Annotated in this window: 19 protein-coding genes; 8 read left to right on the forward strand and 11 right to left on the reverse strand. The window is 46.8% G+C overall.

Translation table 11 applies throughout. From position 1 onward, the window contains the following. Positions 1-155 precede the first annotated feature (155 nt). The gene (locus FEK43_RS22435; protein WP_130238314.1) at positions 156-1,934 is read left to right on the forward strand and encodes a hypothetical protein; all 1,779 of its coding nucleotides are present in this window, start codon (positions 156-158) and stop codon (positions 1,932-1,934) included. A gap of 382 nt (positions 1,935-2,316) precedes the next feature. Here FEK43_RS22435 and FEK43_RS22440 read toward each other — a convergent pair whose 3' ends face one another. The 3 genes from FEK43_RS22440 to FEK43_RS22450 form a co-directional block, all read right to left on the reverse strand. Further along, on the reverse strand, positions 2,317-3,030 hold the full coding sequence (locus FEK43_RS22440) for a ZirU family protein (protein WP_130238313.1): 714 nt from the start codon (positions 3,028-3,030) through the stop codon (positions 2,317-2,319). Between the two features lie 78 nt (positions 3,031-3,108). Next, complete coding sequence (locus tag FEK43_RS22445; protein WP_130238312.1) at positions 3,109-5,388, reverse strand: inverse autotransporter beta domain-containing protein; 2,280 nt, start codon at positions 5,386-5,388, stop codon at positions 3,109-3,111. A 421-nt stretch (positions 5,389-5,809) separates the two neighbouring features. Then, positions 5,810-6,921, reverse strand: a protein-coding gene (locus tag FEK43_RS22450) for an IS3 family transposase (RefSeq protein ID WP_130259042.1) whose coding sequence is annotated in 2 segments (ribosomal slippage) — positions 5,810-6,660 and positions 6,660-6,921 — 1,113 coding nt in all. Because the reading frame shifts where the segments join, the coding sequence is not laid out codon by codon here. Positions 6,922-7,105: 184 nt separating this feature from the next. Here FEK43_RS22450 and FEK43_RS22455 point away from each other — a divergent pair. From FEK43_RS22455 to FEK43_RS22465, 3 genes are all read left to right on the forward strand, one after another. After that, complete coding sequence (locus FEK43_RS22455; protein ID WP_130209595.1) at positions 7,106-7,294, forward strand: hypothetical protein; 189 nt, start codon at positions 7,106-7,108, stop codon at positions 7,292-7,294. A 659-nt stretch (positions 7,295-7,953) separates the two neighbouring features. Beyond that, positions 7,954-9,294: a hypothetical protein gene (locus tag FEK43_RS22460; RefSeq protein ID WP_130238204.1), complete on the forward strand. Its 1,341-nt coding sequence runs from the start codon at positions 7,954-7,956 to the stop codon at positions 9,292-9,294. 486 nt (positions 9,295-9,780) lie between these two features. Next, the gene (locus FEK43_RS22465; RefSeq protein WP_165382798.1) at positions 9,781-10,317 is read left to right on the forward strand and encodes a winged helix-turn-helix domain-containing protein; all 537 of its coding nucleotides are present in this window, start codon (positions 9,781-9,783) and stop codon (positions 10,315-10,317) included. A 62-nt stretch (positions 10,318-10,379) separates the two neighbouring features. On the opposite strand, the gene FEK43_RS22470 is transcribed toward FEK43_RS22465, so the two are convergent. The 8 genes from FEK43_RS22470 to fliE all read right to left on the reverse strand — a co-directional run bounded on the left by FEK43_RS22470 (position 10,380) and on the right by fliE (position 17,581). Next, on the reverse strand, positions 10,380-10,796 hold the full coding sequence (locus tag FEK43_RS22470; protein WP_130209601.1) for a flagellar protein FlhE: 417 nt from the start codon (positions 10,794-10,796) through the stop codon (positions 10,380-10,382). After that, positions 10,796-12,892: a flagellar biosynthesis protein FlhA gene (gene flhA, locus FEK43_RS22475; RefSeq protein ID WP_130209603.1), complete on the reverse strand. Its 2,097-nt coding sequence runs from the start codon at positions 12,890-12,892 to the stop codon at positions 10,796-10,798. The genes FEK43_RS22470 and flhA overlap by 1 nt, the downstream gene beginning before the upstream one ends. Next, positions 12,885-14,033, reverse strand: a complete 1,149-nt coding sequence (gene flhB / locus FEK43_RS22480; RefSeq protein WP_130209605.1) for a flagellar biosynthesis protein FlhB — start codon at positions 14,031-14,033, stop codon at positions 12,885-12,887. The genes flhA and flhB overlap by 8 nt, the downstream gene beginning before the upstream one ends. Positions 14,034-14,106: 73 nt before the next feature. Then, on the reverse strand, positions 14,107-14,748 hold the full coding sequence (gene cheZ / locus FEK43_RS22485) for a protein phosphatase CheZ (protein ID WP_130209607.1): 642 nt from the start codon (positions 14,746-14,748) through the stop codon (positions 14,107-14,109). Between the two features lie 2 nt (positions 14,749-14,750). Beyond that, positions 14,751-15,140, reverse strand: coding sequence for a chemotaxis response regulator CheY (gene cheY, locus FEK43_RS22490; protein ID WP_130209609.1), 390 nt, complete (start codon positions 15,138-15,140; stop codon positions 14,751-14,753). 38 nt (positions 15,141-15,178) lie between these two features. After that, positions 15,179-16,216, reverse strand: a complete 1,038-nt coding sequence (locus FEK43_RS22495; protein ID WP_130209611.1) for a chemotaxis response regulator protein-glutamate methylesterase — start codon at positions 16,214-16,216, stop codon at positions 15,179-15,181. 3 nt (positions 16,217-16,219) lie between these two features. Continuing rightward, complete coding sequence (locus FEK43_RS22500; protein ID WP_130238203.1) at positions 16,220-17,059, reverse strand: CheR family methyltransferase; 840 nt, start codon at positions 17,057-17,059, stop codon at positions 16,220-16,222. A 186-nt stretch (positions 17,060-17,245) separates the two neighbouring features. Then, the gene (fliE, locus tag FEK43_RS22505) at positions 17,246-17,581 is read right to left on the reverse strand and encodes a flagellar hook-basal body complex protein FliE (RefSeq protein ID WP_130209615.1); all 336 of its coding nucleotides are present in this window, start codon (positions 17,579-17,581) and stop codon (positions 17,246-17,248) included. Positions 17,582-17,882: 301 nt separating this feature from the next. Here fliE and fliF point away from each other — a divergent pair, with 301 nt between their 5' ends. The 4 genes from fliF to fliI are packed head-to-tail and all read left to right on the forward strand — an operon-like array spanning position 17,883 to position 22,636. Next, positions 17,883-19,565 (forward strand): flagellar basal-body MS-ring/collar protein FliF, encoded by a 1,683-nt coding sequence (gene fliF, locus FEK43_RS22510; RefSeq protein WP_130209617.1) that lies wholly within the window; start codon positions 17,883-17,885, stop codon positions 19,563-19,565. After that, entirely contained in the window at positions 19,562-20,548 is a 987-nt protein-coding gene (fliG, locus tag FEK43_RS22515; protein WP_130209619.1) for a flagellar motor switch protein FliG, read from the forward strand. The genes fliF and fliG overlap by 4 nt, the downstream gene beginning before the upstream one ends. Further along, on the forward strand, positions 20,535-21,251 hold the full coding sequence (locus FEK43_RS22520; protein WP_130238202.1) for a flagellar assembly protein FliH: 717 nt from the start codon (positions 20,535-20,537) through the stop codon (positions 21,249-21,251). Before fliG ends, FEK43_RS22520 begins: the two co-directional genes overlap by 14 nt. Then, complete coding sequence (gene fliI, locus FEK43_RS22525) at positions 21,248-22,636, forward strand: flagellar protein export ATPase FliI (protein WP_130209623.1); 1,389 nt, start codon at positions 21,248-21,250, stop codon at positions 22,634-22,636. The genes FEK43_RS22520 and fliI overlap by 4 nt, the downstream gene beginning before the upstream one ends. Position 22,637 lies beyond the last annotated feature (1 nt).

The raw sequence follows: 22,637 nt of genomic DNA on the forward strand, positions 1-22,637 counted from the left end.
ATAGACGATCTGGCGGGCTGCGATATGCCGCCGCAGGGCGTGGATCAGAGCACGCTGAGAGTGGAATACTATTGCCAGAATAAGCAGGAATTCTCTTATCTGCGCGAAGTATTCATTGATATAACAATGTAATTAATAAAGTTAAAGGTGATGTCATGTTAAATATGCGAAAAATTAAATCTATAGAGAAGTTTAAATCTGAGAAATATCTCAGAGATGCTCATCCGGTGACTTCTCATGTTAACGCCCTCACTCCAGGGGTATTAACATGCAGCTTCCCTTCTCAGAAAGGGATAGTGCGAGGGCAGATTATTTATCTGGAATTTTATTATAAATACCAGAACGCGGAAATTGCCATGGATCCTAGCGCAATAAAAATGGATGTGGCGAGTAAAAATATTTTACCAAAACCACAAGGTGAGGGAGAATTTACGGATACTGACGGTAGCAAAGTTTATATGTACAAGTATTCGTTCAATGTACCTAACAATATTGCTCTGGGCGATAAAGCGATCGACTTGACATTGACTGTACAAGCCCTGGGAGCAGCTGCGCCAGTAACATGTCACTGCCAATATTATGTACTGGAGTCAAATACTGATCTCGATGATGAGATTACTATCTCTTTTGATGACACTCAGATTATTGATTTGAATGCCCCGGAAACTCTTAATGATAGTTATTCAAATCTGTCTGGTGTCACCTATATTACTGGTACGATAACGTATAAACGTAATTTGACGAAATATCCTGGCGATGAAACACATCAGGATATCCAACTGTATCTGCGACCTGTAAGTATGGCGCAGGCGGTATTCGAAAACGTATTTTTTATGATGTCTGATACTAATCAGGGGGGGGGCAAAGCATATCCTGACATGCAATATCATTATGTTAGTAATTTAACCTCGAGTAAACTTGATGGTTTTGTTATTAACCTTAAAAATGATTCAGCATCGAAAACTGGCGTGGCAAAGTTCCGTATTTACCCCTGTGCTAAAGATGCCGGTTTCCTGGTAATGACAGTAAGTTCAGGTTCCCCGGATATTGATACTTCTGACTCTAAAGGTCTGTTTATTGAAGGCATTACGCCAGAGTACATGGGATATTCAATGTACTTTGAAAATACTGACGGTGATATTCTTGATGAAGATCAACAGAAAGTGAATTTGCATTTCAAATCTCTGGAAGATACCGAATCTAAACCTGATTATGGCGGTTTTATAAACGATACCATTCTTGTGTTTAATGAGCCAACTTATGTTGATCTTATGGGAACAGCTGTTATTGGTGATCGAACTTTTTTGGGGCGTTATGAGGTTCCTTCAAAACCGCAGAAAACGATTTATCCCTTTGAATTCGATACTACAGAGTTAATGGTACAGGATAACGTAAATAAAGCCAAAAACAGGATTTCATACATTGTTGCTGAACGTAGCGGCAACGTAGGGATTTCTGAACATAAAAGACTTATTGTCACGAAGGCAATTCCAGTGACGCCGCCGAAAAAAGGAACGTTAAAATCACCAACCTTTATTGATGTTAGTGGAACGGAAATGGTATCAGGAGGGATCATTAATAAGCATCGTATTGGGAATGGCCTGCCTGGTGAACATATGTACTATCGTATTCCGGTTGCTGGAAACCTTACTGCGGGAGATGTTATTAATACTAAAATTGAATTATCGTATTACGATGATGATAATTATGTTTATTCAAATTTACCCAGTCGGTTGCTTCACTCCTACGAAATTATGCCAGCAGATGTTACACTAGGTTACCTCCAGGTCGAGGTTATGTATGAAGACCTTTGTAATTGCAACAGCGATCCTTTTGGTACAACCAGTAGTAAGTTAATTATCTGGTATGAGACTGAAGGGAACGCTGAAGCTGTGTCTTCTACGCTAATTCTTAATATCGATACAGTAATGTAAGTCAAACATGGATACCAGCAATAACGCTGGCATCCATGTTTATATTCTATTGCAATAATATTTTGGTATTAATATGTCAAATTATAAATTATTAATCATAGGTGGCATATTATCTTCATTGGCAGGGTGTGCTTATGTTGTGCATCCTCACTGGGATAAATGTGGTAATTCTGCATGCACCGTACAGGCGATAAATATAACAAAAAAATAGGCTGTTGATTTACAGGTCTGTTTGTTGATTGTTATTTTTATCTACATAGGGGATTAGTTTAAGTTTTTCAGAAAACCGCCGTTATAATTAGTGTGGCGGTTTTCTGACTATTAAAAATAGCACATTACTACTGTTCTTTATTCCCTTTATTTGGGAAGAAAAACAGAAGCATCAAGGATTGGATACAACCACCTGAACTTTTCGTTTCTGAGTCTCTTTAGTGACTTTCCAAGTACTGTTTGTTGCCCCTGTTATATCGATATATTTACCGCTATTGACGGAGTCCTCGACCTGCCACTGGTAGTTCAATACACCGCACGCTTTTGTACAGGTTGGTGTAGCTGTCAGAGTGTCATTAACGATAGGTGCGCCAGAAACACCGGTACCGCCGCTAATTACCACTTTAATGACATCGTCGCTTCCAGAAATCGGTAGTCCACCCGCTGTTCCGTTTACCGTAGCCTGAACAGGTGTGCCCTGGAATGGCTCAGTAATATTTTTGTCAGTTTGTGGAGTAACAAATAGTGTAATTGTCTGTCCTAAATCTTTGTCCTGAATAGTGTAAGTTTCGGTCACCGCCACTTCAGTAGAACCAATCTTCCAGCTATAGAGTCGGGGAGTCGTTGTATCGGGTTTATCTCCATCAACATCGGCAAATGCAAAGTCATGAGCGGGATCGATTTTTACGACATCGCCGTGGTCAAGAATGCCATTTGCATTTTTATCCTCAAAAGTAATCTCACCTGCAGTCAGGGTTGGCTCATGTCCTGTAATGGACATCGTTGCGGAAGAGGTGATTATTGCTGCGACGGCATTAACACTCATACTGAGTAAGAAGCCCATTGTAATGCTGGCGGCAGTCTTTTTTTTTAAGCTTAGTTTCATATTCTCTTGTCTTACTATTTATTAACAAATACACAATACAGATATGGGATAACGATGACTTTCTGGCTCAGTAATAAGTCATTTGATAATTTGTACCCGCACTTTTCGCTTTTGATCGGCGGTGGAAGGAACATATGTCATCGCTGTGGCACCCGGAATATCGACATAATTATTACTACCTGCTTGATCTTCTCTCTGCCATTGGTAAGTCAACGCATTGCAGTCTGTGCTACAAGGCATTGTTGCTGTCAGCGTATTTCCCACTACAGGCACACCAGTAACCGTTGCGACAGAAACTGTTGTCAGATTAAAGATCAGGCGTTTGCCGGTATCTTTGCCATTAATTTTGACGCCAACAGGTAACTTTGGATTTTCCAGAAGACCACTAAATGTTGTGGTGTAGTGTCCAGGGTTGCTTTCCTGAACGGTATCGAAGGAATATTTCGATGTATCTACAGTACTGTCAGCAATAAAGAATGTTATGCGTTCTTTTTCGTTGCTAATTGGCTGGCCCTTGCTGTCTTGCAAGGTAAGGGCCAGAGTCGACTTTTCCGTGCTTCCGACAGAAAACGTTGTCTTGTCAGCAGTAAGCGTACTTTGCTCAAGTGCGGCTGATGTATCTGTAAAAATGATGTCAGCAGATGCCAGCGTTGTATCTTCCAGGCTTGCAGTAATAGTAAATTTTCCAGCACTTTCACCGGCAGTTACCGTTGTTGTGTAAATTCCATTACCAGACTCTTTGAGTTTTCCCAGTTGCGGCAATACCGGAGCCTGAGGCTTTAAAGTGACGGTTCCTTTCGCCAAAGCCATACCGTCTACCAGCGAGTTGATTGGAGTAAATGCACCATTGAGAATTATCTGCTCTGCTTTGCCGCTTATCGGTTTTTTCTCATTATCCAGTAGAGCAATTGTCAACGTAGTTTGTGTTTTTGTATCTGCCAGCAGATGCGCCACGGCGATGCTAAGACTGGAATATTTCTTACTTATTATCGGTGGCGTAAGAACAACCTGCATTTCGGCGGGTTGCGATGCATTACCACGGGTATCATGCGCAATAGCGGAGATTCCCCATGCATTGATCGCGCCATCTTTCCATTCCGGCAACACCATCTGCCAGTGGGCTCCCTGACCGATCAACTTACCGCCCGCGGCTAAAAATGATGCGTCATCCCATTCAATATCTTTCAAACCATGTTTTGCCTGCACATCAGGCAACAACGGAATGACCTGTTTTGATTTTCCTGTTACTCGCCCCGGGAGGTGTAATTTGATAACGGTTTGTTTGCGATACTCAAGAACGATGTCGTTATTACGATTAACAAGGTCATAGCGGCTGCCATTCAGGGTACGAATGCCTTCTACGGCATCCGTATTTAATTGCTGACGGAGTGGGGTGCCGATGCGCCAGTTCACATCCGCTTTTAGCTGAGTGTCATGTTTTCCACTCTCGCCAGTGCGATGTTCCGCGCTTAATGTCAGCAACGGAAATGGAGTGAAATTCACGCCGACAGTAAGAACCCGGGGGTTTTTCTGCCGGTTTTCTTTACCAAACAGCGCGACCTCCCGACCGAAATACTGCTCATACGTTAGCCTTGTCCCCAGTTGCGGGAGAGCGGGAAGGTATCCTTCCAGACGTAAATCCCAACCATTGGCAGGCCGTTCTTCATAATCTTCAACATTCGGAGATGCTTTCCATCCGGTTAGCCCGATGTAGCCATTAGCGGAAAATTTAACAAAATTACGCCAGTATTCGGCGCCAATCCCCGCCCGGGCATGATCACCAGATAAATCGTAATCGATAAAGGTATTGAGGCCATACATCGTTTGCTGGTTGAAGTGGCGATAACCAATGCCTTGGTTCACAATGCCCCGCCCGTCCACACGGTGGACGCCGCTTTGAGAAAACAGCAGATTGTTCGGCACGTCGTACCACGGATGAAGCAATATAAAAGAGGAATCTTTTAGCGATAAGTTATCGTCGGCGTTGATTTCTATTTGTGCTGTTCCGTAATGTTGCAGCCATTCAGCGGCGCTTTGATTTGCCTTACCCAGCACAAAGCCTTTGGCCATCGCTTTTGCCATGTTGCTATCCGTATGACCAGAAAGCACTCCTCCAGCCTGAGACGCGAAAGCGGCTAACTGAGTTAATTGAGCATTTTCCTGATCACGATCTTCCGCTTCTGTATCCGTACGTGAGCTATCTCGTTGCGTTTCATAAGGCGTGGCTTTTTGCTCGGCGAGCAAAGCGGCATCCGCACTGGCCATAGCAGGCGATATAACCTGGCAAATCGAACCGATCACGACCGTTATACTTTTAAGAACAAAACCGTGGCTAATTATTTTGTTGGTATTGTACATATTCTATAGATGAAGGCATTTTTATGTTAAAAATAATTTTGCTTTAGGAAAAAATGTTGATGAAGCAAAAGCATGTACTATCTTATAATCAGCATTCATTAAGTTAAATTATGAATAAGCGCCATGAAGAGAGGGTGATTCCTGTATTGATGTAATTTTGGTTAATGAACAAGTAGGATGATTGTTAGCACTGTAGCGAGTTATAAATCAGCATACAGCCACTGGACCCTGTTGAAGGGGATATAAAAATTATGATTTATTTTTTTGAAATGAAAGGCAAAGTATTTGCAATGATTTTGAAAAAGTGTATTTGTCCTGGTAATCGATAAGTGCGTTAAATCTTTAGACATTGTCTGCTGCGCCAGCATTAATCCTGTGCTATAGAGTTAAACCATCCCGTGGATATGTAAATAGACCCGTTTTAGTTCCATGCATTTTTTGAGAACCCGGCCAAATAATGGTGAAGTCGGTATTCCTCCGGTGTCATATTGTTCAGTGATTCATGCGGGCGTTCACAGTTATATTCTGATAACCATTTCTCCGTAATTTCCCGTACTTCATTCAGCGTTCTGAACAGATAAAAATCGAGTATTTCTGTACGGTATGTCCTGTTAAAACGCTCAATGAAAGCGTTCTGCGTCGGCTTACCCGGCTGGATGAACTCCAGTTTTACTGCGTGTATCTCTGCCCATTCAGCCAGCGCCAGAGAGATAAATTCCGGACCATTATCCATGCGCAGCATGACCGGATAACCGCGGTTTGCCGCGATCCTGTCAAGTACACGGACCACTCGCAGAGCTGGCAGATTCAGATCGATTTCAATCGATAACGCCTCACGATTAAAGTCATCAACGACATTGAACGTGCGAAAACGACGGCCACAGGCCAGCGCATCATGCATAAAATCGACAGACCAGCTCTGGTTCAGCGCTTCTGGCGTAGCCAGTGGTGAGGGATTGCGTACCGGCAGTCGTTGTTTGCCCTTACGGCGAAAATTCAGCTTCAGCAGACAGTAAATACGGTGGAGCCTTTTGTGATTCCACGAGTATCCTTGCCGTCGCAGAATCTGGAAAAGCTTCGGAAATCCGTATCGCGGGTATCGCTCAGCCGCAGCCTGCAGGGCGGCAATAACGAGTTCATCACGCGTGGTATCCGGGCGGTAATGGTAAACCGTTCTGCTCAGGTTCAGACTCCGGCAGGCCTGACGGATACTGAGTCCGAATGTCGTTATCAGATGAGTGACCAGCTCACGCTTAAAGGCTGGTTTTAAAGCTTTTTTTCGATAACGTCTTTCAGCGCCCGGTTCTCCAGACTCAGGTCAGCAAACATCTGTTTGAGACGGCGGTTCTCGTCCTCAAGATCCTTGATTTTTTTTATATCAGAAGCCTCCATGCCGCCGTATCTGGACTTCCAGTTGTAGTAGGTGGCTTCAGAGATACCGGCCTCCCGGCAGACATCTTTAACGGTTCGTCCGGCTTCAACTGACTTAATCACAGCGATGATCTGATGCTCAGTAAAACGGGCTTTACGCATAGCGATCTCCTTCGTTGGCAGATTGATTATGCCGGATGATCTCTAAATATGAATGGCACGATTATGCGGGATACTTACAGATACACGTCTACACGGTTAGGTATGCCTCGACCTTCCGACTTATCCAAATCTTCTTTTTGCCGATAATTTATTAAACAATATAAGTAATCTGTGAGGTGATGCTATGAACGATTATGAAGCACTAGAGAATATGATGAAAGAGATTCAGCAAATCGTCTCGTTTCATGCCGGAGCCGAAACGAGAGTCCAGACCAGAGTGACTATCAGGAGTAACGATGATAAGCACATTTTAATAAACATAGGTGAAATTTCAGACATAGATATTCATTTTAAAAATCCTGTTATGAAATAGAGTTACTCCACCTTTTGTTAGTCAAAATGTCTGAATTTGTCATATCATACGCTTTCTGGCGATGGAACAGACATAATTGCGATAATGCTTCATGTGGTACATTTTTAGCTTTTATGTCTGAAATTGATATCTGCATAGTATTGTATTCAATGGTTATTTCTGGTATTTAAACCAAGAAAGCTGATATATCCATTTTATAAAAACTTGTTTTATCAGTAGAAATTTTATTGCGTTAATAAATGTCCTGGTTGTTAAAATTATTTTCTTTTCACTTTCTGCACTCTCCGGATTCTATTACTCCTGTCATTACTGAAGAGCTGTTCTTATGCCTGGTAATGTGAATACATGAACTGTTGCTGATAATCTCTAAACCGTGATTAGCCTTTCTTTATGTACTCATATCACAGCATTAACTTTATTCTCACTTGTTGTACAATGTAGTAACTTATTTTGTGCCTGATCAGGCCTGGTAAAGTATCAAGAGCCCCGCGGGATAATCTGAAACTGTTATGCTACAAAAGATGTCATATACCTTTTCTACGTTGCAGCAGCGCTATCTAAAGTTCTATTGTAGCTTGGTTCAATCTTTCTCTCAGTCTGAATCCCGGGCAATAACAGAGCCACTAGCTTCTTCTGTAGTGCAATGAAAAGAGTATCGAATGAATATTAATACACGGCAATTATTTGTGTTGTCGACGCTTGCCGGGACAGTTCTGACGACCTCAATACCCGTTTATGCGACAACGGCAAAAGATCAAACACTGGTGATAACTGGGCATAAACCCGTGGCTGCCCCTGAACTTACCCTAGGGGATACATTAACGCTGGAACCTAAATTCAGCGATCCTGATGGTGATACTGAAGATACTTCTCCATCAGGGACGACGTATCAGTGGCAGGTGGAAACGTCCCCAGGGCAGTGGGAGGATATTCCAGGACAGACCACGACCCAATACACACCCTCTTCAACAAATAAAGGTCATGTACTACGCGCGCAAGTCACAGCGCGAACAGACAGTAATAATACCATTCCCTTTGAGGGGGATGCGATTGCCTCAGGTTCTGTTGATACCTACAGCGTAATCAGCAGTACAAAGTCATCATTGCCAGATTGTGTTGGGCTGGCCGATACCGATATTAAATGCAGCGTGACGTTGATCAATAGCCTCGGCGAACCTGTCAGTAATGCGATTGTTGATATTAAGCCGGGATATTCTGCAAAAACAACCTCAGGGACCACGGATAGTAGCGGTCAAACGACCGTTATTGTGCACCCGGATAAAGTCGTTGATGCTGCGGAGGATAAAGAGGCTGAATCTGTGATAACCGTTAATAATGTTGAGGTCTTACCCAGGATAAAAGTCAAGGTTACACCGATAGTCGAGCTGTACGATAAAATAAGCAATAAAGCCAGAGACTGGTCTGGGCTTATTGCACATGGTGCTTATTTACCGATTAACAGTACCGTGGGTTTCGCAAGCGCAAATGGGAAAAAACTGGATAGTCATCGTTGGAAAGTTGAAGGTGTGACCCCTGCCGGCGAACAAAAAATCGTATTAGATGCAACAAATACGGAAATTCAGATTACTGATAAACCAGGTGTCGGTATGGAAGGCTCAATGAAATTTACTGATACTATGACGGGCATTGTACAAATGTCTCAATCATTTCGTTTTATGAGCTATGTTAAATTTTCTAATGTAATCGTATCACCATATGCTGGTATTGAAAATGTTTGTATAAATTCGGCGGAAGCAAAAGCGTTAGGTTCTAACGACGGGCTGGCAAGAAATGATCTGTTTAATTGGGATTATGATGGACTGCATGAAGGGGCGCTTTGGGCAGGGATTTCCTATTTGCCAAATACGCTCGACGGTGCTTATCGATATGGTGGTACTGGGCGCTATAGCTGGGTTCATATAATACAAGGGGTATACGCAGACTCCCCATTGAAACAAACAAGTAGTGTGCCTTCGCCAACTGATGTTTTATGCCGTTAATATTTATTATTCTATTTTTTAGTGACCGCACATGCGGTCACTTCTTTCAATAAAATCTGTCAGTATGAAATCAACATTCCGGTTAATACTAAACCGAATCGTGTTGCAGACCCTTCTTTTCCCTCTCACGTATTTCAGTCGTTATCATTAATGTCATATGCTGTAGCGAAAGCAGAATGCCGTCTACCGTATCTCTTGAATCCATAATTCACTTCTTAAACTGTAATATGTTGCTACGCGAAAAATAAATAATCATTTTAAAACAACAAGTTGCATCTTAAATTCGCAATTTAAAATAATATCACATCAAAATTGGATAATCCTGTCATAAAGTTCAGTGATGCAAGTGAGGTGTAACAGCATTCACTAACCGGCACACGAAGAACTACTGTTCACTATTTTAGCCCGGTTGTGAAAGCGCAGAACAGAGCTAACGGTGGGGATATCTCTCGCCACAGTGATTCACATAAGGGAGCTATGGTGAATATGATTAATACACAGGAACGTTATACTACTTTCCAGTTTGGTGATTTCTCTTTTACAAACGACGGTTTTTTATGTTGCGGAGCGGAAGAAGTTTATCTGCCGCCTAAAGAAGCTGGCGTGCTTAAGGTTTTATTAGCGAATGCAAAACGCGTGGTCAGTAAACATAAAATTATTAATGATGTCTGGTCTTCTGCGGTTAGCGACGAGTCGCTGACGCGAAGCATTTACCGTATTCGTAATGCACTTGGGCAGAATAAAGAAAATATCTTTATTGAAACTGTTTACGGCAAAGGATACAGATTCGTCATAGACGTTAACGCCACAGTATCAGATGCCCATACAAAAAACAGTGGATATCAGACACCCTGTCACGCTGTACAGTTAATGGCAGAAAAACGCACGTTAGCCGGTTATGAATTTGCGGCGTCAGATGCGGTCTATTACGCAGCATCGAAAACAAACCGCAACTGTAGCCAATGTGATTTTCTGAAAGAGTTAATCTCTGCGCTTAATAGTGATTTTCCGCTAAGAGAATAATTCGACTTCTCATACCCATCGACGCACTGGACGGTGGGTACTTGCCATGTTAAAGCCAGTCCTCACGATTGTGAGCCGTAGCCTATTGTTAATTGATTTCTCACCACCGTCATGGAGGGTATTAACTGCCCTTTATAGCGCACGTTATAAATAAAGTGAAAAACGCCGCCTGCCGATAAATGACGAACTGGTGTTAAATGGCCGGCGAGAGCGGGCAGGGGCTGACACCAGGTCGTACTGCATAAATTGATTTCCAGTCCCTGTGGCGGTGGAGTAAGAAGATTTATTTTCCACGTAATATATTTCACGGGCGCGTTACGTGGTACGACGGTGGGGGCGTGAAGAACACGCCCAACCAGTAATTCTTCGCCTGTAGTCAGCGTGCCACCGCTGCTCTGCTGGCTCCAGCTTCCTGCGGAAGCCAGGCATAATGACGAATGGAGCGCCAGCAGCAGAAATGCTGTATTAATGGCTTTCATTATTTTTGTCCGCCGATGCAGGTCGACATATGTAACATTCGGTCATGTGCAATCTCCTGCGTAGACAACACTACCAGCTGTGGGTAAATCCGGCGCAGAAAACGGGAAAGCATGGTTCTGAGCGGTGGCGCGACAAGCAGTACCGGCGGAATATTACGCGAGTTTTGCTCAAGGATAGCCTGTTCTGTCTGGCGGATCAGGCTGTCTGCAATACCCGGTTCAATGATGCTGTTGTTCTGGATTGCCTGCAGGAGAATCTTCTCAAGGTTGCTGTCGAGGCCAATCACGTCGATATCTTTATTATTACGGAACCAATGTTGGGTAATTGCCCGACCGAGGCGGCTACGGATTTGAGCGGTTAAATCATCAGGGTCGGTGATTGTTGGCGCAAATTCAGCCATCGTATCGATAATTGTGCGCATATCACGGATAGAAACTTGTTCCACCAGGAGATTTTGCAGCACTTTATGGAACAGCGTTAAAGAGATCACGCCAGGAATTAAACCATCTACCAGGCGCGGCATATCTTTTTCAAGGCGATCGAGCAGCAGTTGGGCTTCATTGCGGCCAAACAGTTCGCCAGTGTGCTGGGTAATCAGATGATTCAGGTGCGTTGCTACGACGGAGGCCGGGTCTACTACGGTATAGCCCTGTACCTGGGCCTGCTCACGCTGTACTTCATCAATCCACCATGCCGGGAAACCAAATGCCGGGTCTTTACACGGTGTTCCGTCCAGATCACCTTCGGCGCAGCCTGGGTTAATTGCCATCCAGCGTTCAGGGTGAATCGTGCCATGACCAATTTCCACGCCTTTCAGCAGGATACGATAACTGCCTGGTTCAAGGCTCAGATTGTCACAGATGTGTACAGACGGCGGGAGAAAACCCATTTCATGCGCAAAGTTTTTACGCAGGCCACGGATACGCGTCAGTAGCTGACCGTTTTGATCGCTATCAACCAGCGGAATTAAACGGTAGCCCACTTCCAGCCCCAGTACGTCTTCAATCTGTACGTCTGCCCAGGAGGCTTCGGCTGTAGCGTGAGCGGCTTCAGCGTGGATTTCGTCACGCGTTTTATCTTCTTTGCTGGCCGACTGATTATTCTCCTGGCGACCGCGTAACCACCAGGCTAACCCCAGCAGTGCAGCGGTAAAGAGCAGAAATACCAGATTAGGCATACCAGGGATCAACCCAAGCAGACCGATTACGCCAGCCGCCAGCAGCATTACCTGAGGATTGTGGAACAACTGACCCACCATTTGCTCCCCGACATCCTGTTCGGTCGCTACGCGCGTCACAATAACACCGGCAGCGGTGGAGATTATCAGGGCAGGGATCTGGGAAACCAGACCGTCGCCAATGGTTAACAGGGTATACGTTTCACCGGCTTGTCCGATCGCCATGCCGTGTTGCAGAACACCGATAGCGAGGCCGCCGATGATGTTAATGGCCATAATCATCAGGCCCGCGATGGCATCGCCGCGCACGAATTTACTGGCACCATCCATTGAGCCGTAAAAGTCGGATTCCTGGGTCACTTCGTTACGACGGCGCTTGGCTTCGGCTTCACCGATCAGACCGGCGTTAAGGTCGGCGTCAATGGCCATCTGCTTACCTGGCATCCCGTCGAGAACGAAGCGAGCGCCCACTTCGGCAATACGTCCGGCACCTTTGGTGATAACCATAAAGTTAATGATGATCAGAATCGCGAACACCACGATGCCGATAGCAAAGTTACCGCCTACCAGAAAATGACCAAACGCCTCCACGACGCGACCCGCCGCTGCAGCGCCGGTGTGGCCTTCCATCAGGATGATACGCGTCGAAGCAATGTTCAGCGCCAGTCGAAGCAGGGTGGCAAACAGGAGGACCGTCGGGAATGCCGAGAACTCCAGCGTGTTTTTGGTGAACATGGATACGAGCAGGATCATCAATGAAAGGACGATATTGAACGTAAACAGGGTGTCCAGAAGAAACGCCGGGAGCGGCAGGACCATCATGGCGAGGATCATCATGATCAGCACCGGGCCGGCCAGTATTCGCCACTGGGTATCTTTCAACTGTGGTAAACGTAATTTAGTGGCGATATCAGACATCGGTATTCATCTCGTGGTTAAAATCCAGTTTTTCCGGTACAGGAAGGTTCCGGGGTGGTACGGGTTTGGTTTCGCCGGTGTGGCGCCAGCGACGCAGGCTGTAGACCCACGCGAGCACTTCTGCCACCGCGCTATAAAGTTCTGTTGGGATCGGTCTGCCAATCTCGCTGTGTCGGTAAAGCGCACGCGCCAGCGGTGGCGCTTCCAGCATCGGGATCTTATGTTCTTTCCCCAGCTCTCTGATGCGCAGCGCGACTTCCCCTGCGCCTTTGGCCAGCACGATTGGTGCGCTCATACTGTTTTCTTTGTAGGACAGGGCGACGGAGTAGTGCGTTGGGTTGTTGACAATCACATCCGCCTCAGGCACATCGGACATCATGCGGCTTCTGGCGATAGCGCGCTGCATCTGCTTGATTCTGTTCTTGATGTGCGGATCGCCTTCCTGCTGCTTAAATTCATCGCGTATTTCCTGGCGGGTCATACGCAGCTTTTTCAGGTTGCTGAAGATCTGGTTAAAAATGTCATAGCCAACCATCGGGATAATGCACAGCAGTACCATCATCAGGCAGTGCAGAATCAGGTCCATCGCGCGGCCAATCGCTTCAGGCAGTGGAGCACTCACTAACTGGATGAAATGCTCTTTATTATTAGTAAGATACAAAGTACAGCCTGTTCCTACTAAAGTAACTTTCAGACATCCTTTTAATAATTCAGCGACCATTTGCCCTGAAACCATCCGTTTCATTCCTGAAAGTGGATTTAAGCGTTTTAAATCTACTTTCAGGCCACCGCCCAGGTGAAGCCCACCAATCAGTAATGGCGAGGCAATCCCCACTACAAACAGCCCAAGCAGAAAGGGCATCAATGCCTGAATCATCATTACCAGCATGTCGTAAAGCTGGTGAATCATGCTTAACGGGTCCTCAATTTGATGTCTGTTGAGGGTTAACCCGGAATGCAATAACTGTAATAACGTGCGGGCAAGGTTTTCTCCGCTACCCGTCATCAGCGACCAGCCTGCTAACAGAATCAGCAGGGAGGTGAGTTCTCTGGAACGAGGAATCTGCCCTTTTTTCCGCGCTTCTTCTTTTCGGTGAGCTGTGGGCTCTTCTGTTTTTTCCTGATCGCTTTCTTCTGACATACACCTGCCTGGGTCTGGTTCCTCTGCTAACCGCGTTAGTTCTGGTTATCAGAGGAAAATGACATTACATAGATTAAAAGCCGAGACTCTGGAGAAGGTCATCAACCTGGCCCTGGGATGTCATTACACCTGCCTGGGTCTGATCGATTTGTGGACCATTAATTAATGAATTAGCGACTTCTTTCGTCGGTACAGTCTCTTCAGGAATGTTATCTACGAGTACCCGAATCAACTCTTTTTCGACAACTTCAATAATGGTCATCATGCGCTGGATAACCTGACCGGTCAGATCCTGAAAGTCCTGCGCCATCATGATTTCCATGAGTTGATTATTGGTTTTACCGGCCAGACTGGTCGCCTGTTTCAGATAATGCCGGGTATCTTTTACCAGTTCACGGGCTTCCGGCAGTTCAACAGGCGCATCAAACCAGGCATCCCAGCGTTGTGTTAACTGTTCAGCTCCGCTGGAGATAGCGTCCTGCATCGGTCTTGTTTCTTCCACACTGTTCAGCACACGCTCCGCAGCCTGCGATGTTTTCTTTGCCACATAATTCAGACGTTCGCGGGCATCAGGGATCGCTTCAGCCGCATCCATGATGGTTCGCTCAAGGCCAAGACTGACCAGACTATCCCTTAGCATCCGTGTGATATTACCAATACGGGTAAAGACGTCTGGATCGTGATTCTTTGGTGGCAGTTGCGCAGACGCGGTCATGATTATCCCCCGAGCTTCTCAAAGATTTTGTTCAGCTTTTCTTCAAGAGTGGCTGCGGTAAAAGGCTTAACCACATAACCGCTGGCACCGGCCTGCGCTGCGGCAATAATGTTTTCCTTCTTCGCTTCTGCGGTAACCATCAGCACAGGCAGCGCTTTAAGCGCACTATCCTGGCGAATTTCATTCAACAGCTGCAAACCGTCCATGTTCGGCATGTTCCAGTCACTAATGACAAAATCGAATGGTTCTTTTTTCAGACGCGTCAGCGCGTCATGACCATCCTCCGCTTCGTCAACATTGTTGAAGCCGAGATCTTTAAGGAGATTGCGGACAATGCGACGCATGGTGGCAAAGTCATCAACAACGAGGAAACGTAAATTCTTATCTGTCATGGTATATCCTGAAAAATTTCTAAGTACGAAATAGGCTGTTAAATACGGCGAGACTGCCCGGTTATGTTATTGAGAATTTGTTGGCTCATATCATCGAGGTCGGCGACTTCTGTTACCGCCTCTAAAGCCACTGCTTCACGGGGCATACCGAATACCACACATGAACGTTCGCTCTGGGCGAGGGTTCGGGCGCCTGCGTTACGCATCGCCAGCAGACCTTTCGCACCATCGTTACCCATACCCGTCAGGATCACACCGACGGCATTTCGTCCTGCGACTCGGGCAACGGATTCAAACAGCGTATCTACCGACGGACGATGGCGGTTAACAGGCGGCGTATCGCTAAGTTTGATATGGTAGTTAGCCCCGCTACGTATTAACTCCATATGTCTGCCGCCTGGCGCGATATAAGCATGACCGGGTAGTACGCGGTCATCATGCTCTGCTTCCTTTACGGACAGCAGGCAGGATTTATCCAGACGCTGGGCAAAAGAACGGGTAAACCCTGGTGGCATATGTTGTGCGATGACGATTCCCGGACATGTCGGCGGCATTGGCAAGAGGACATGGCTTAATGCTTCCGTACCACCGGTAGAGGCGCCAATGGCAATAATTTTTTCACTGCCAATAAGCGGGGCGCGAATAACGGGAGGAACTGTTCTTTTCTGGAAACTCCGCACGCTTGCCGCGATACGAATTTTGTCAGCGATCATATCGCTGTATTTTTCCATCCCTTCCTGAAGTCCTTGCTGAGGTTTAGTAATAAAATCTACGGCGCCCAGTTCCAGTGCTGCAATAGTGATATCAGAGCCTTTGCTGGTCAGTGAAGAAAGCATTAATACCGGCATTGGACGCAGACGCATTAAACGTTCAAGAAAATCCAGACCATCCATGCGCGGCATTTCAACGTCCAGCGTCAGTACATCCGGGTTATGTTGTTTAATCAAATCACGGGCCATGATGGGATCATGCGCCGTGGCGACCATTTCCATATCCGGTTGTTGATTAACAATTCGCGTCATGATATTGCGAATTAACGCCGAATCGTCCACGCACAACACTTTTATCTTTTTCATTTGTTACCCCTTTGCCAGGCAGTAAACAGATTGGCCGCGCAGGCGAAAATGACTATTTGCAGTATTAAAGTGTTCTGAATGACCCGCAAAAAGTATTCCACCTGGTTTCAGTATTTCTGCAAAACGGCGCATAAGAATATCCTGCGTATTTCTGTCAAAATAAATCATCACATTGCGACAGAAAATAGCATCAAACGGTGCAGGAATATCCCACTGCGGGGCCACGAGATTCAGCTGTTGGTAATGAATCGATGCCAACAGTTCCCTTTTTACCTTTACTTTATCACCGTGATTTCCTGTTCCACGCAGAAACCAGTTTTTTTTCTGTTTTTCATTCAGACTAGCCAAATCGGATAATTGATAAATTCCTTTTTTGGCATGACGCAGAACATCGGTATCAATATCCGTTGCCAGTATGCGAGGCCCCGTAATACTACGACCCAGCGTTTCTTCCAGCGTCATCGCAATTGACAGTGGTTCTTCGCCTGTGGATGCGGCAGCGCACCATACGTTATACATACCGCGCCGACTCCGCGCATGTTCTGCAAGAATAGGGAAATGGTACGCTTCACGAAAAAAAGAGGTCAGGTTAGTGGTCAGCGAGTTGACAAATGTCTGCCATTCCGGCGCATCAGAGCTGCTTTCAAGCAGTGCCATATACTCACTGAAGCTGTTTATCCCTAGCTGAGTGATTCGGCGGGATAAACGATTATAGACCATATCTTTTTTTTGACCATTCAGGACAATACCTGCACGGCGGTAAATTAGCTCGCTGACACGTGCTAAATCTTTATCCGTGAGAGTGTTCAGAGTTTGCGCAGGGAATTCAGAGTGATTAGCCATATTGCGGAATTTTATTTCTCAGTGTTTCCGCATTTAGCGGGGGATAGAGAGTTATTTTCAACACATGATTGGGGTTTCAATACGTATCACCCGATCATAAACACAGCCAGGCGGTGATCAGGTGATACGGGAAAACAGAAAATAACAATCAGGATTAACGGAGTGACTAAAACGAAAAATCGACAATCAGACACCCATATTCATGATGTCCTGATACGCGCTAACCATTTTATTGCGTACCTGAACACCAAGGTTAAGTGCTACAGATGACTTCTGCATCGAAACCATAACATCATTTAAGCCAACTCCCGGCACGCCTGCCAGATAGTCTTCAGAGCCTTGTTTGGCCTGATTCTGGAGCTGGCTGATATTATTGAGGCTGTTAAATAACACATCAGAAAATTGCGTTTTATTTTCTGTGTCATTTGATTCTGTCAGAGCAAGCTGATTCTGCATTGCAGAAACCTGGCCTGCCTGACGCTGGATCTGATTTACTACCCCATTGATTGTATTTAGGGACATATTGTTATTTCACCTTACTGACACTTAACAACAGATAGTTGATACTGATGTCTTATCAGCTCTGTTTAATTTAGGCGTACTTTATCATGGCGGAAGTTCAGCAGCATTGTGGGAAAAGTCAGCATAAACCTGTTCTTATTGCAGATTAGGTTTAGGGCTGTTTCAGGCGATAATTCTTATCTGGCAAATTTTCTGAAATGAAAAATTGTCGCGAATAATACTCATCACCAGTTTGTTCATCTGCATCTGCAATATGACACCTGCGTTGAAGTCGTACCATTTAACTTTACAGGAATATGGCATGAATGCCACAACCCAGGGTAATAAAAAAAATAGTCCCTTTGATTTTAAGGCACTACTGGAACGAATTCGGGCAAATCCCAGAATTATTTTTATGATCACAGCGGCGGCAGCAATTTCAATTGTTGTCGCCTTGCTATTCTGGATGCAAGGGCCAGTTTATCGAGTTCTCTACAGTAATATTAGCGAACAGGACGGTGGAGCGATTGTCACTCAGCTTAGCCAGATGCAGGTTCCTTATCGCTTTGCTGACCATAACGGCGCCATCATGATCCCGGAAGACCAGGTTTATGAGGTCCGTCTTAAACTCGCACAGCAGGGATTGCCGAAAGGTGGCTCTGTAGGGTTTGAACTGCTCGACCAGGAAAAATTTGGTATTAGCCAGTTTAACGAGCAGGTTAACTTCCAGCGTGCGCTTGAAGGTGAACTGGCTCGTACTATTGAGACGTTAGGTCCAGTACAGAGCGCCCGTATTCATCTGGCAATACCGAAACCGTCACTGTTTGTCCGCGAACAAAAAGCGCCTACTGCTTCAGTGACTCTTACTTTACAAAATGGCAGAACACTGGATGAAGGCCAGGTCAACGCCATCAGTTACATGATAGCCAGCGCGGTTTCTGGCCTTGATGCCGCTCATGTCACCATTGTGGATCAGTCTGGCCATTTGCTTTCCGGCAGTGACACTCACAATACCCAGACAACACAGCTTAAATATATCCGCGAAGTTGAAGATGACTATCAAAACCGTATTCAGGCAATTCTGACACCCGTTGTAGGCAGCGCCAACGTTCGTACGCAAGTTACGGCGCAAGTGGATTTCACCCAGAATGAGCAAACTGTTGAGGAATATGCCCCCAACACGTCGCCAGACAAGATGTCTATCCGCAGCCGCCACGTTGTTCATGATGAGCAGGGCGGGAAAAGCAGCGTTGGAGGAGTACCTGGCGCGTTAAGTAATCTACCGCCTACGGCCGCCACCGCACCGATTACCACCTCAACGCCAGCACGCGGCGCCAAAGATAGCGCGACACGCCCGGCGCCTCAGACGGTAAGCCAAAACCTACAACCTTACAGTCAGAACCATGACGACATTACCAATTACGAGCTGGACAGAACGCTAAAACATATCACCCGCAACACGGGTAATGTGGAACGTTTGTCGGTCGCGGTTGTTATCAATTATCTGCCAGGAAAAGCCGGAGAACCGGCGGCTCTGACGCCAGCGCAGATGAAGCAAATCAACGATCTGGTTAAAGAGGCAATGGGCTATACCGCTTCCCGTGGGGATTCGGTAAATGTGGTTAACACACCATTTAGCCAGTCAGACAAAGATGTCGCTCTTCCACTGTGGCAACAGCAGGATGTCATTCAGTTAGTTCTTAGCGTACTGCGTTATCTTTTAGTCGCTCTGGTTGCCTGGATGCTGTGGCGTAAAGCCGTATGGCCATTCTGGGTGAAACATCAGGAAATGCTGCTCCAGCGGCTCGAAATGGAAAAAGAAGCACGTCAGGCCGAAGCAACGGCGCAGCGGCAGAAAAAAGAACACAGCGAACTTGCCAAGGCTCAACAGCGCATGGATACCGAGCTTACTACTCAGCAACTGCGTGAAATGGCCGATGAGGCACCGCAGATTATTGCACTGGTTATTCGCCAGTGGATGAATAAGGAGCAGAAACCATCATGAATGCTGCCATGCGAAGCGCCATTATTATGCTAACGCTCGGCGATGACCGCGCCGCCGACGTCTTCCGCCATCTCAGTCCTCAGGAGGTGGCACAGATAAGCACTGCTATTGTCAGTATTCACTCTTATACCCATGAGCAGATTGCTCAGGTGCTGAGTGAATTCAAACGCGATTCAGAAGAGTATGCGTCCATCAGCATCAATGCGGATGAGTATTTACGCAATGTTCTGGTGAAAGCGCTGGGTGAATCCCAGGCCGAAGCCTTGTTGGATAATCTGCTGGATGCCCATAGTGAAAACAACGGTATCGATACGTTGGGTCTGATGGAACCGTATATGGTGTATGACCTGATTCGGGAAGAGCATCCGCAGATTATTGCGACCATTCTGGTGCATCTGAAACGCGCTCAGGCAGCAAGCGTACTGGCGAAATTCGAAGAACGCGAACGTAACGACATTATGTTGCGTATTGCCACCTTTAACGGCGTCCAGCCGGTGGCACTGCAAGAACTGACGGATGTACTGAACAATCTGCTCCACGGTCAGTCACTGAAGCGCAACAATATGGGTGGTGTTCGTCCGGCGGCTGAAATTCTCAACCTGATGAAAACTCAGCAGGAAGAAGCGGCGCTTACTGCATTCCGTGAATTTGATCCTGAACTGGCGCAAAAAATTATTGACGAGATGTTCCTGTTCGAAAATCTGGTGGATATGGACGACCGCAGCATCCAGCGCCTGCTGCAGGAAGTCGATGGCGAGTCTCTGCTGGTTGCGTTGAAAGGCGCTGATCAGGCGCTGCGTGAGAAGTTCTTCAGCAACATGTCCAAACGTCAGGCTGAAATTATGCGTGATGATCTCAATTCCCGTGGTCCGGTACGTATGACCCAGGTTGAAGCAGAACAGAAATCCATTCTGTTGGTGGTACGTCGTCTGGTGGAAGTCGGAGAGATGGTGATTGGCGGAGGTGAGGATGTCTACGTCTGAGACAACCTGGAAACCCTGGCGGCCTGATGATCTGCTCGGGCAGGGCAGTTCCTCATGGCCAAACCTGGAGTCTGAAAATCATGCAGATGCAGACCCAATGTCTGACCCGGACCGGCAGGCAGAGCTTGCTCGTGTTCGCCAACAGGAAGGGCAAAAAGGGTTTACGCAGGGACTGGTAAAGGGCGAAGAAGAGGGCCGCCGCCGCGGCTACGAAGAAGGATTGCAACAGGGAAAAGCCGAAGGCATTAAGCAAGGATTAGCGGAAATACATGCTCAACAATCGCTGTTAAATTCACAGTTTTCCCGCGTGATGGAAAGTTTCCAGATCTCGGTTGAAAACATGGACAGCGTCATTCCTGCCCGCCTGGTGCAACTGGCGCTGATGGCGGTGCGTACTCTGTTGGGCGGGCAGGGCGTTACGGATAAAATGCATACCAGTCTGATGAATCACATCCGTACCCTACTCAACGAAGATAGTTTACTGAAAGGTAAATTTCGCCTGACCATCAGTGCGGAAGAACCAGAAGAGGTACGCCAGCAGCTTGAGACGTTACTCTCAGCCTATGACTGGGAATTGTGTGCCGATCCTCATCTTCTACCCGGCGGTTGTCGGATCAGTACGGAAGAAGGGGAACTGGATGCCTCGCTGGAAACCCGCTGGCAGTCGTTGTGTCAATTGGCTCGTAACAGGGGCGGTGTATGACTTCGCATCTCAAAAACTGGCTGGGTGCTCTGGAACAGCAAGAAACGCGGATGACGACGTTACCCGCTTTTCGTCAGTACGGCAGGCTGATCCGCGCGACTGGACTGGTGATGGAAGCCACCGGACTAAAATTACCCATCGGAACGCTGTGCATTGTTGAACGTGACGGCCCGGATGGTATTCGTTGTGTAGAAAGTGAGGTTGTTGGTTTCAGTGGACAAACGCTGTATCTGATGCCGCTGGAACATGTGGACGGCATCTTGCCTGGCGCCAGAGTCTGGGCGCCGGATAGCGGTGATAAGTTAACACAAGGCAAGCAGCTTCCTGTTGGGCCTGGATTATTGGGGCGTGTGCTGGATGCCAGTGCGCGACCACTGGATGGCCTTCCTCCTCCCAGTAATAGTGATCGGGCAACATTATTTACCGCTCCGTTTAACCCGTTACAACGCGATCCTATTCGCAATGTGCTTGATGTCGGCGTTCGGGCGATCAATGGGTTACTGACCGTGGGACGAGGCCAGCGTATGGGGCTGTTCGCGGGGTCCGGTGTCGGGAAAAGTGTCCTGTTAGGCATGATGGCGCGCTATACCACCGCTGATGTGGTGGTTGTGGGACTCATCGGCGAACGAGGCCGTGAAGTCAAAGATTTTATTGAAAATATCCTCGGAAAGGATGGCTTACAGCGTTCGGTGGTTATTGCTGCGCCTGCCGATGTATCGCCGGTACTGCGTATGCAGGGGGCGGTATATGCAACCCGTATTGCGGAAGATTTCCGTGACCGTGGATTAAATGTGTTGCTGATCATGGATTCGCTGACGCGTTATGCGATGGCGCAACGTGAGATAGCATTAGCCATTGGCGAACCGCCAGCAACCAAAGGCTATCCGCCTTCTGTTTTCGCCCGTTTACCGGCCCTGGTGGAGAGAGCCGGAAATGGTATCCGTGGCGGTGGATCAATCACTGCATTCTATACCGTATTGACGGAAGGCGACGATCAGCAGGACCCGATTGCGGACTCCGCTCGCGCCATTCTCGACGGACATATTGTTCTGTCACGCCGACTGGCGGAATCAGGCCACTATCCGGCCATTGATATTGAAGCTTCTATCAGCCGTGTGATGACGGAAATTACGCAACCAGCGCAATTTAAAAAGGTACAGCGTTTTAAACAACTTCTGTCCTCGTGGCAGCGGAACCGGGATTTGGTCAGCGTAGGGGCGTATGCCAGAGGCAGCGATCCTTTACTGGATCAGGCGATCACCTTATATCCAGAAATGGAACGCTATCTGCAACAGGGCATCCATGAACGCCAGGAATATGATGTTTCATGTCGCCAGCTCGATGCGTTATTCCCGGATAACAGAGGCCCTGAAGCAGGTGAATAAT

It is taken from the genome of Escherichia sp. E2562 (assembly GCF_005781075.1).
Classification (GTDB): Bacteria; Pseudomonadota; Gammaproteobacteria; order Enterobacterales; family Enterobacteriaceae; genus Escherichia.

What these genes read in the sequence shown, in the direction of transcription:
- fliI (WP_130209623.1), top strand. Translation starts at nt 21,248, where the DNA reads ATGACTTCGCATCTCAAAAACTGGCTGGGTGCTCTGGAACAGCAAGAA.
- fliG (WP_130209619.1), top strand. Translation starts at nt 19,562, where the DNA reads ATGAATGCTGCCATGCGAAGCGCCATTATTATGCTAACGCTCGGCGAT.
- FEK43_RS22440 (WP_130238313.1), bottom strand. Translation starts at nt 3,030, where the DNA reads ATGAAACTAAGCTTAAAAAAAAAGACTGCCGCCAGCATTACAATGGGC.
- fliE (WP_130209615.1), bottom strand. Translation starts at nt 17,581, where the DNA reads ATGTCCCTAAATACAATCAATGGGGTAGTAAATCAGATCCAGCGTCAG.
- FEK43_RS22470 (WP_130209601.1), bottom strand. Translation starts at nt 10,796, where the DNA reads ATGAAAGCCATTAATACAGCATTTCTGCTGCTGGCGCTCCATTCGTCA.
- FEK43_RS22460 (WP_130238204.1), top strand. Translation starts at nt 7,954, where the DNA reads ATGAATATTAATACACGGCAATTATTTGTGTTGTCGACGCTTGCCGGG.
- FEK43_RS22495 (WP_130209611.1), bottom strand. Translation starts at nt 16,216, where the DNA reads ATGAAAAAGATAAAAGTGTTGTGCGTGGACGATTCGGCGTTAATTCGC.
- FEK43_RS22500 (WP_130238203.1), bottom strand. Translation starts at nt 17,059, where the DNA reads ATGGCTAATCACTCTGAATTCCCTGCGCAAACTCTGAACACTCTCACG.
- FEK43_RS22465 (WP_165382798.1), top strand. Translation starts at nt 9,781, where the DNA reads ATGATTAATACACAGGAACGTTATACTACTTTCCAGTTTGGTGATTTC.
- cheY (WP_130209609.1), bottom strand. Translation starts at nt 15,140, where the DNA reads ATGACAGATAAGAATTTACGTTTCCTCGTTGTTGATGACTTTGCCACC.
- FEK43_RS22455 (WP_130209595.1), top strand. Translation starts at nt 7,106, where the DNA reads ATGAACGATTATGAAGCACTAGAGAATATGATGAAAGAGATTCAGCAA.
- flhB (WP_130209605.1), bottom strand. Translation starts at nt 14,033, where the DNA reads ATGTCAGAAGAAAGCGATCAGGAAAAAACAGAAGAGCCCACAGCTCAC.
- FEK43_RS22520 (WP_130238202.1), top strand. Translation starts at nt 20,535, where the DNA reads ATGTCTACGTCTGAGACAACCTGGAAACCCTGGCGGCCTGATGATCTG.
- flhA (WP_130209603.1), bottom strand. Translation starts at nt 12,892, where the DNA reads ATGTCTGATATCGCCACTAAATTACGTTTACCACAGTTGAAAGATACC.
- cheZ (WP_130209607.1), bottom strand. Translation starts at nt 14,748, where the DNA reads ATGACCGCGTCTGCGCAACTGCCACCAAAGAATCACGATCCAGACGTC.
- FEK43_RS22445 (WP_130238312.1), bottom strand. Translation starts at nt 5,388, where the DNA reads ATGTACAATACCAACAAAATAATTAGCCACGGTTTTGTTCTTAAAAGT.
- FEK43_RS22435 (WP_130238314.1), top strand. Translation starts at nt 156, where the DNA reads ATGTTAAATATGCGAAAAATTAAATCTATAGAGAAGTTTAAATCTGAG.
- fliF (WP_130209617.1), top strand. Translation starts at nt 17,883, where the DNA reads ATGAATGCCACAACCCAGGGTAATAAAAAAAATAGTCCCTTTGATTTT.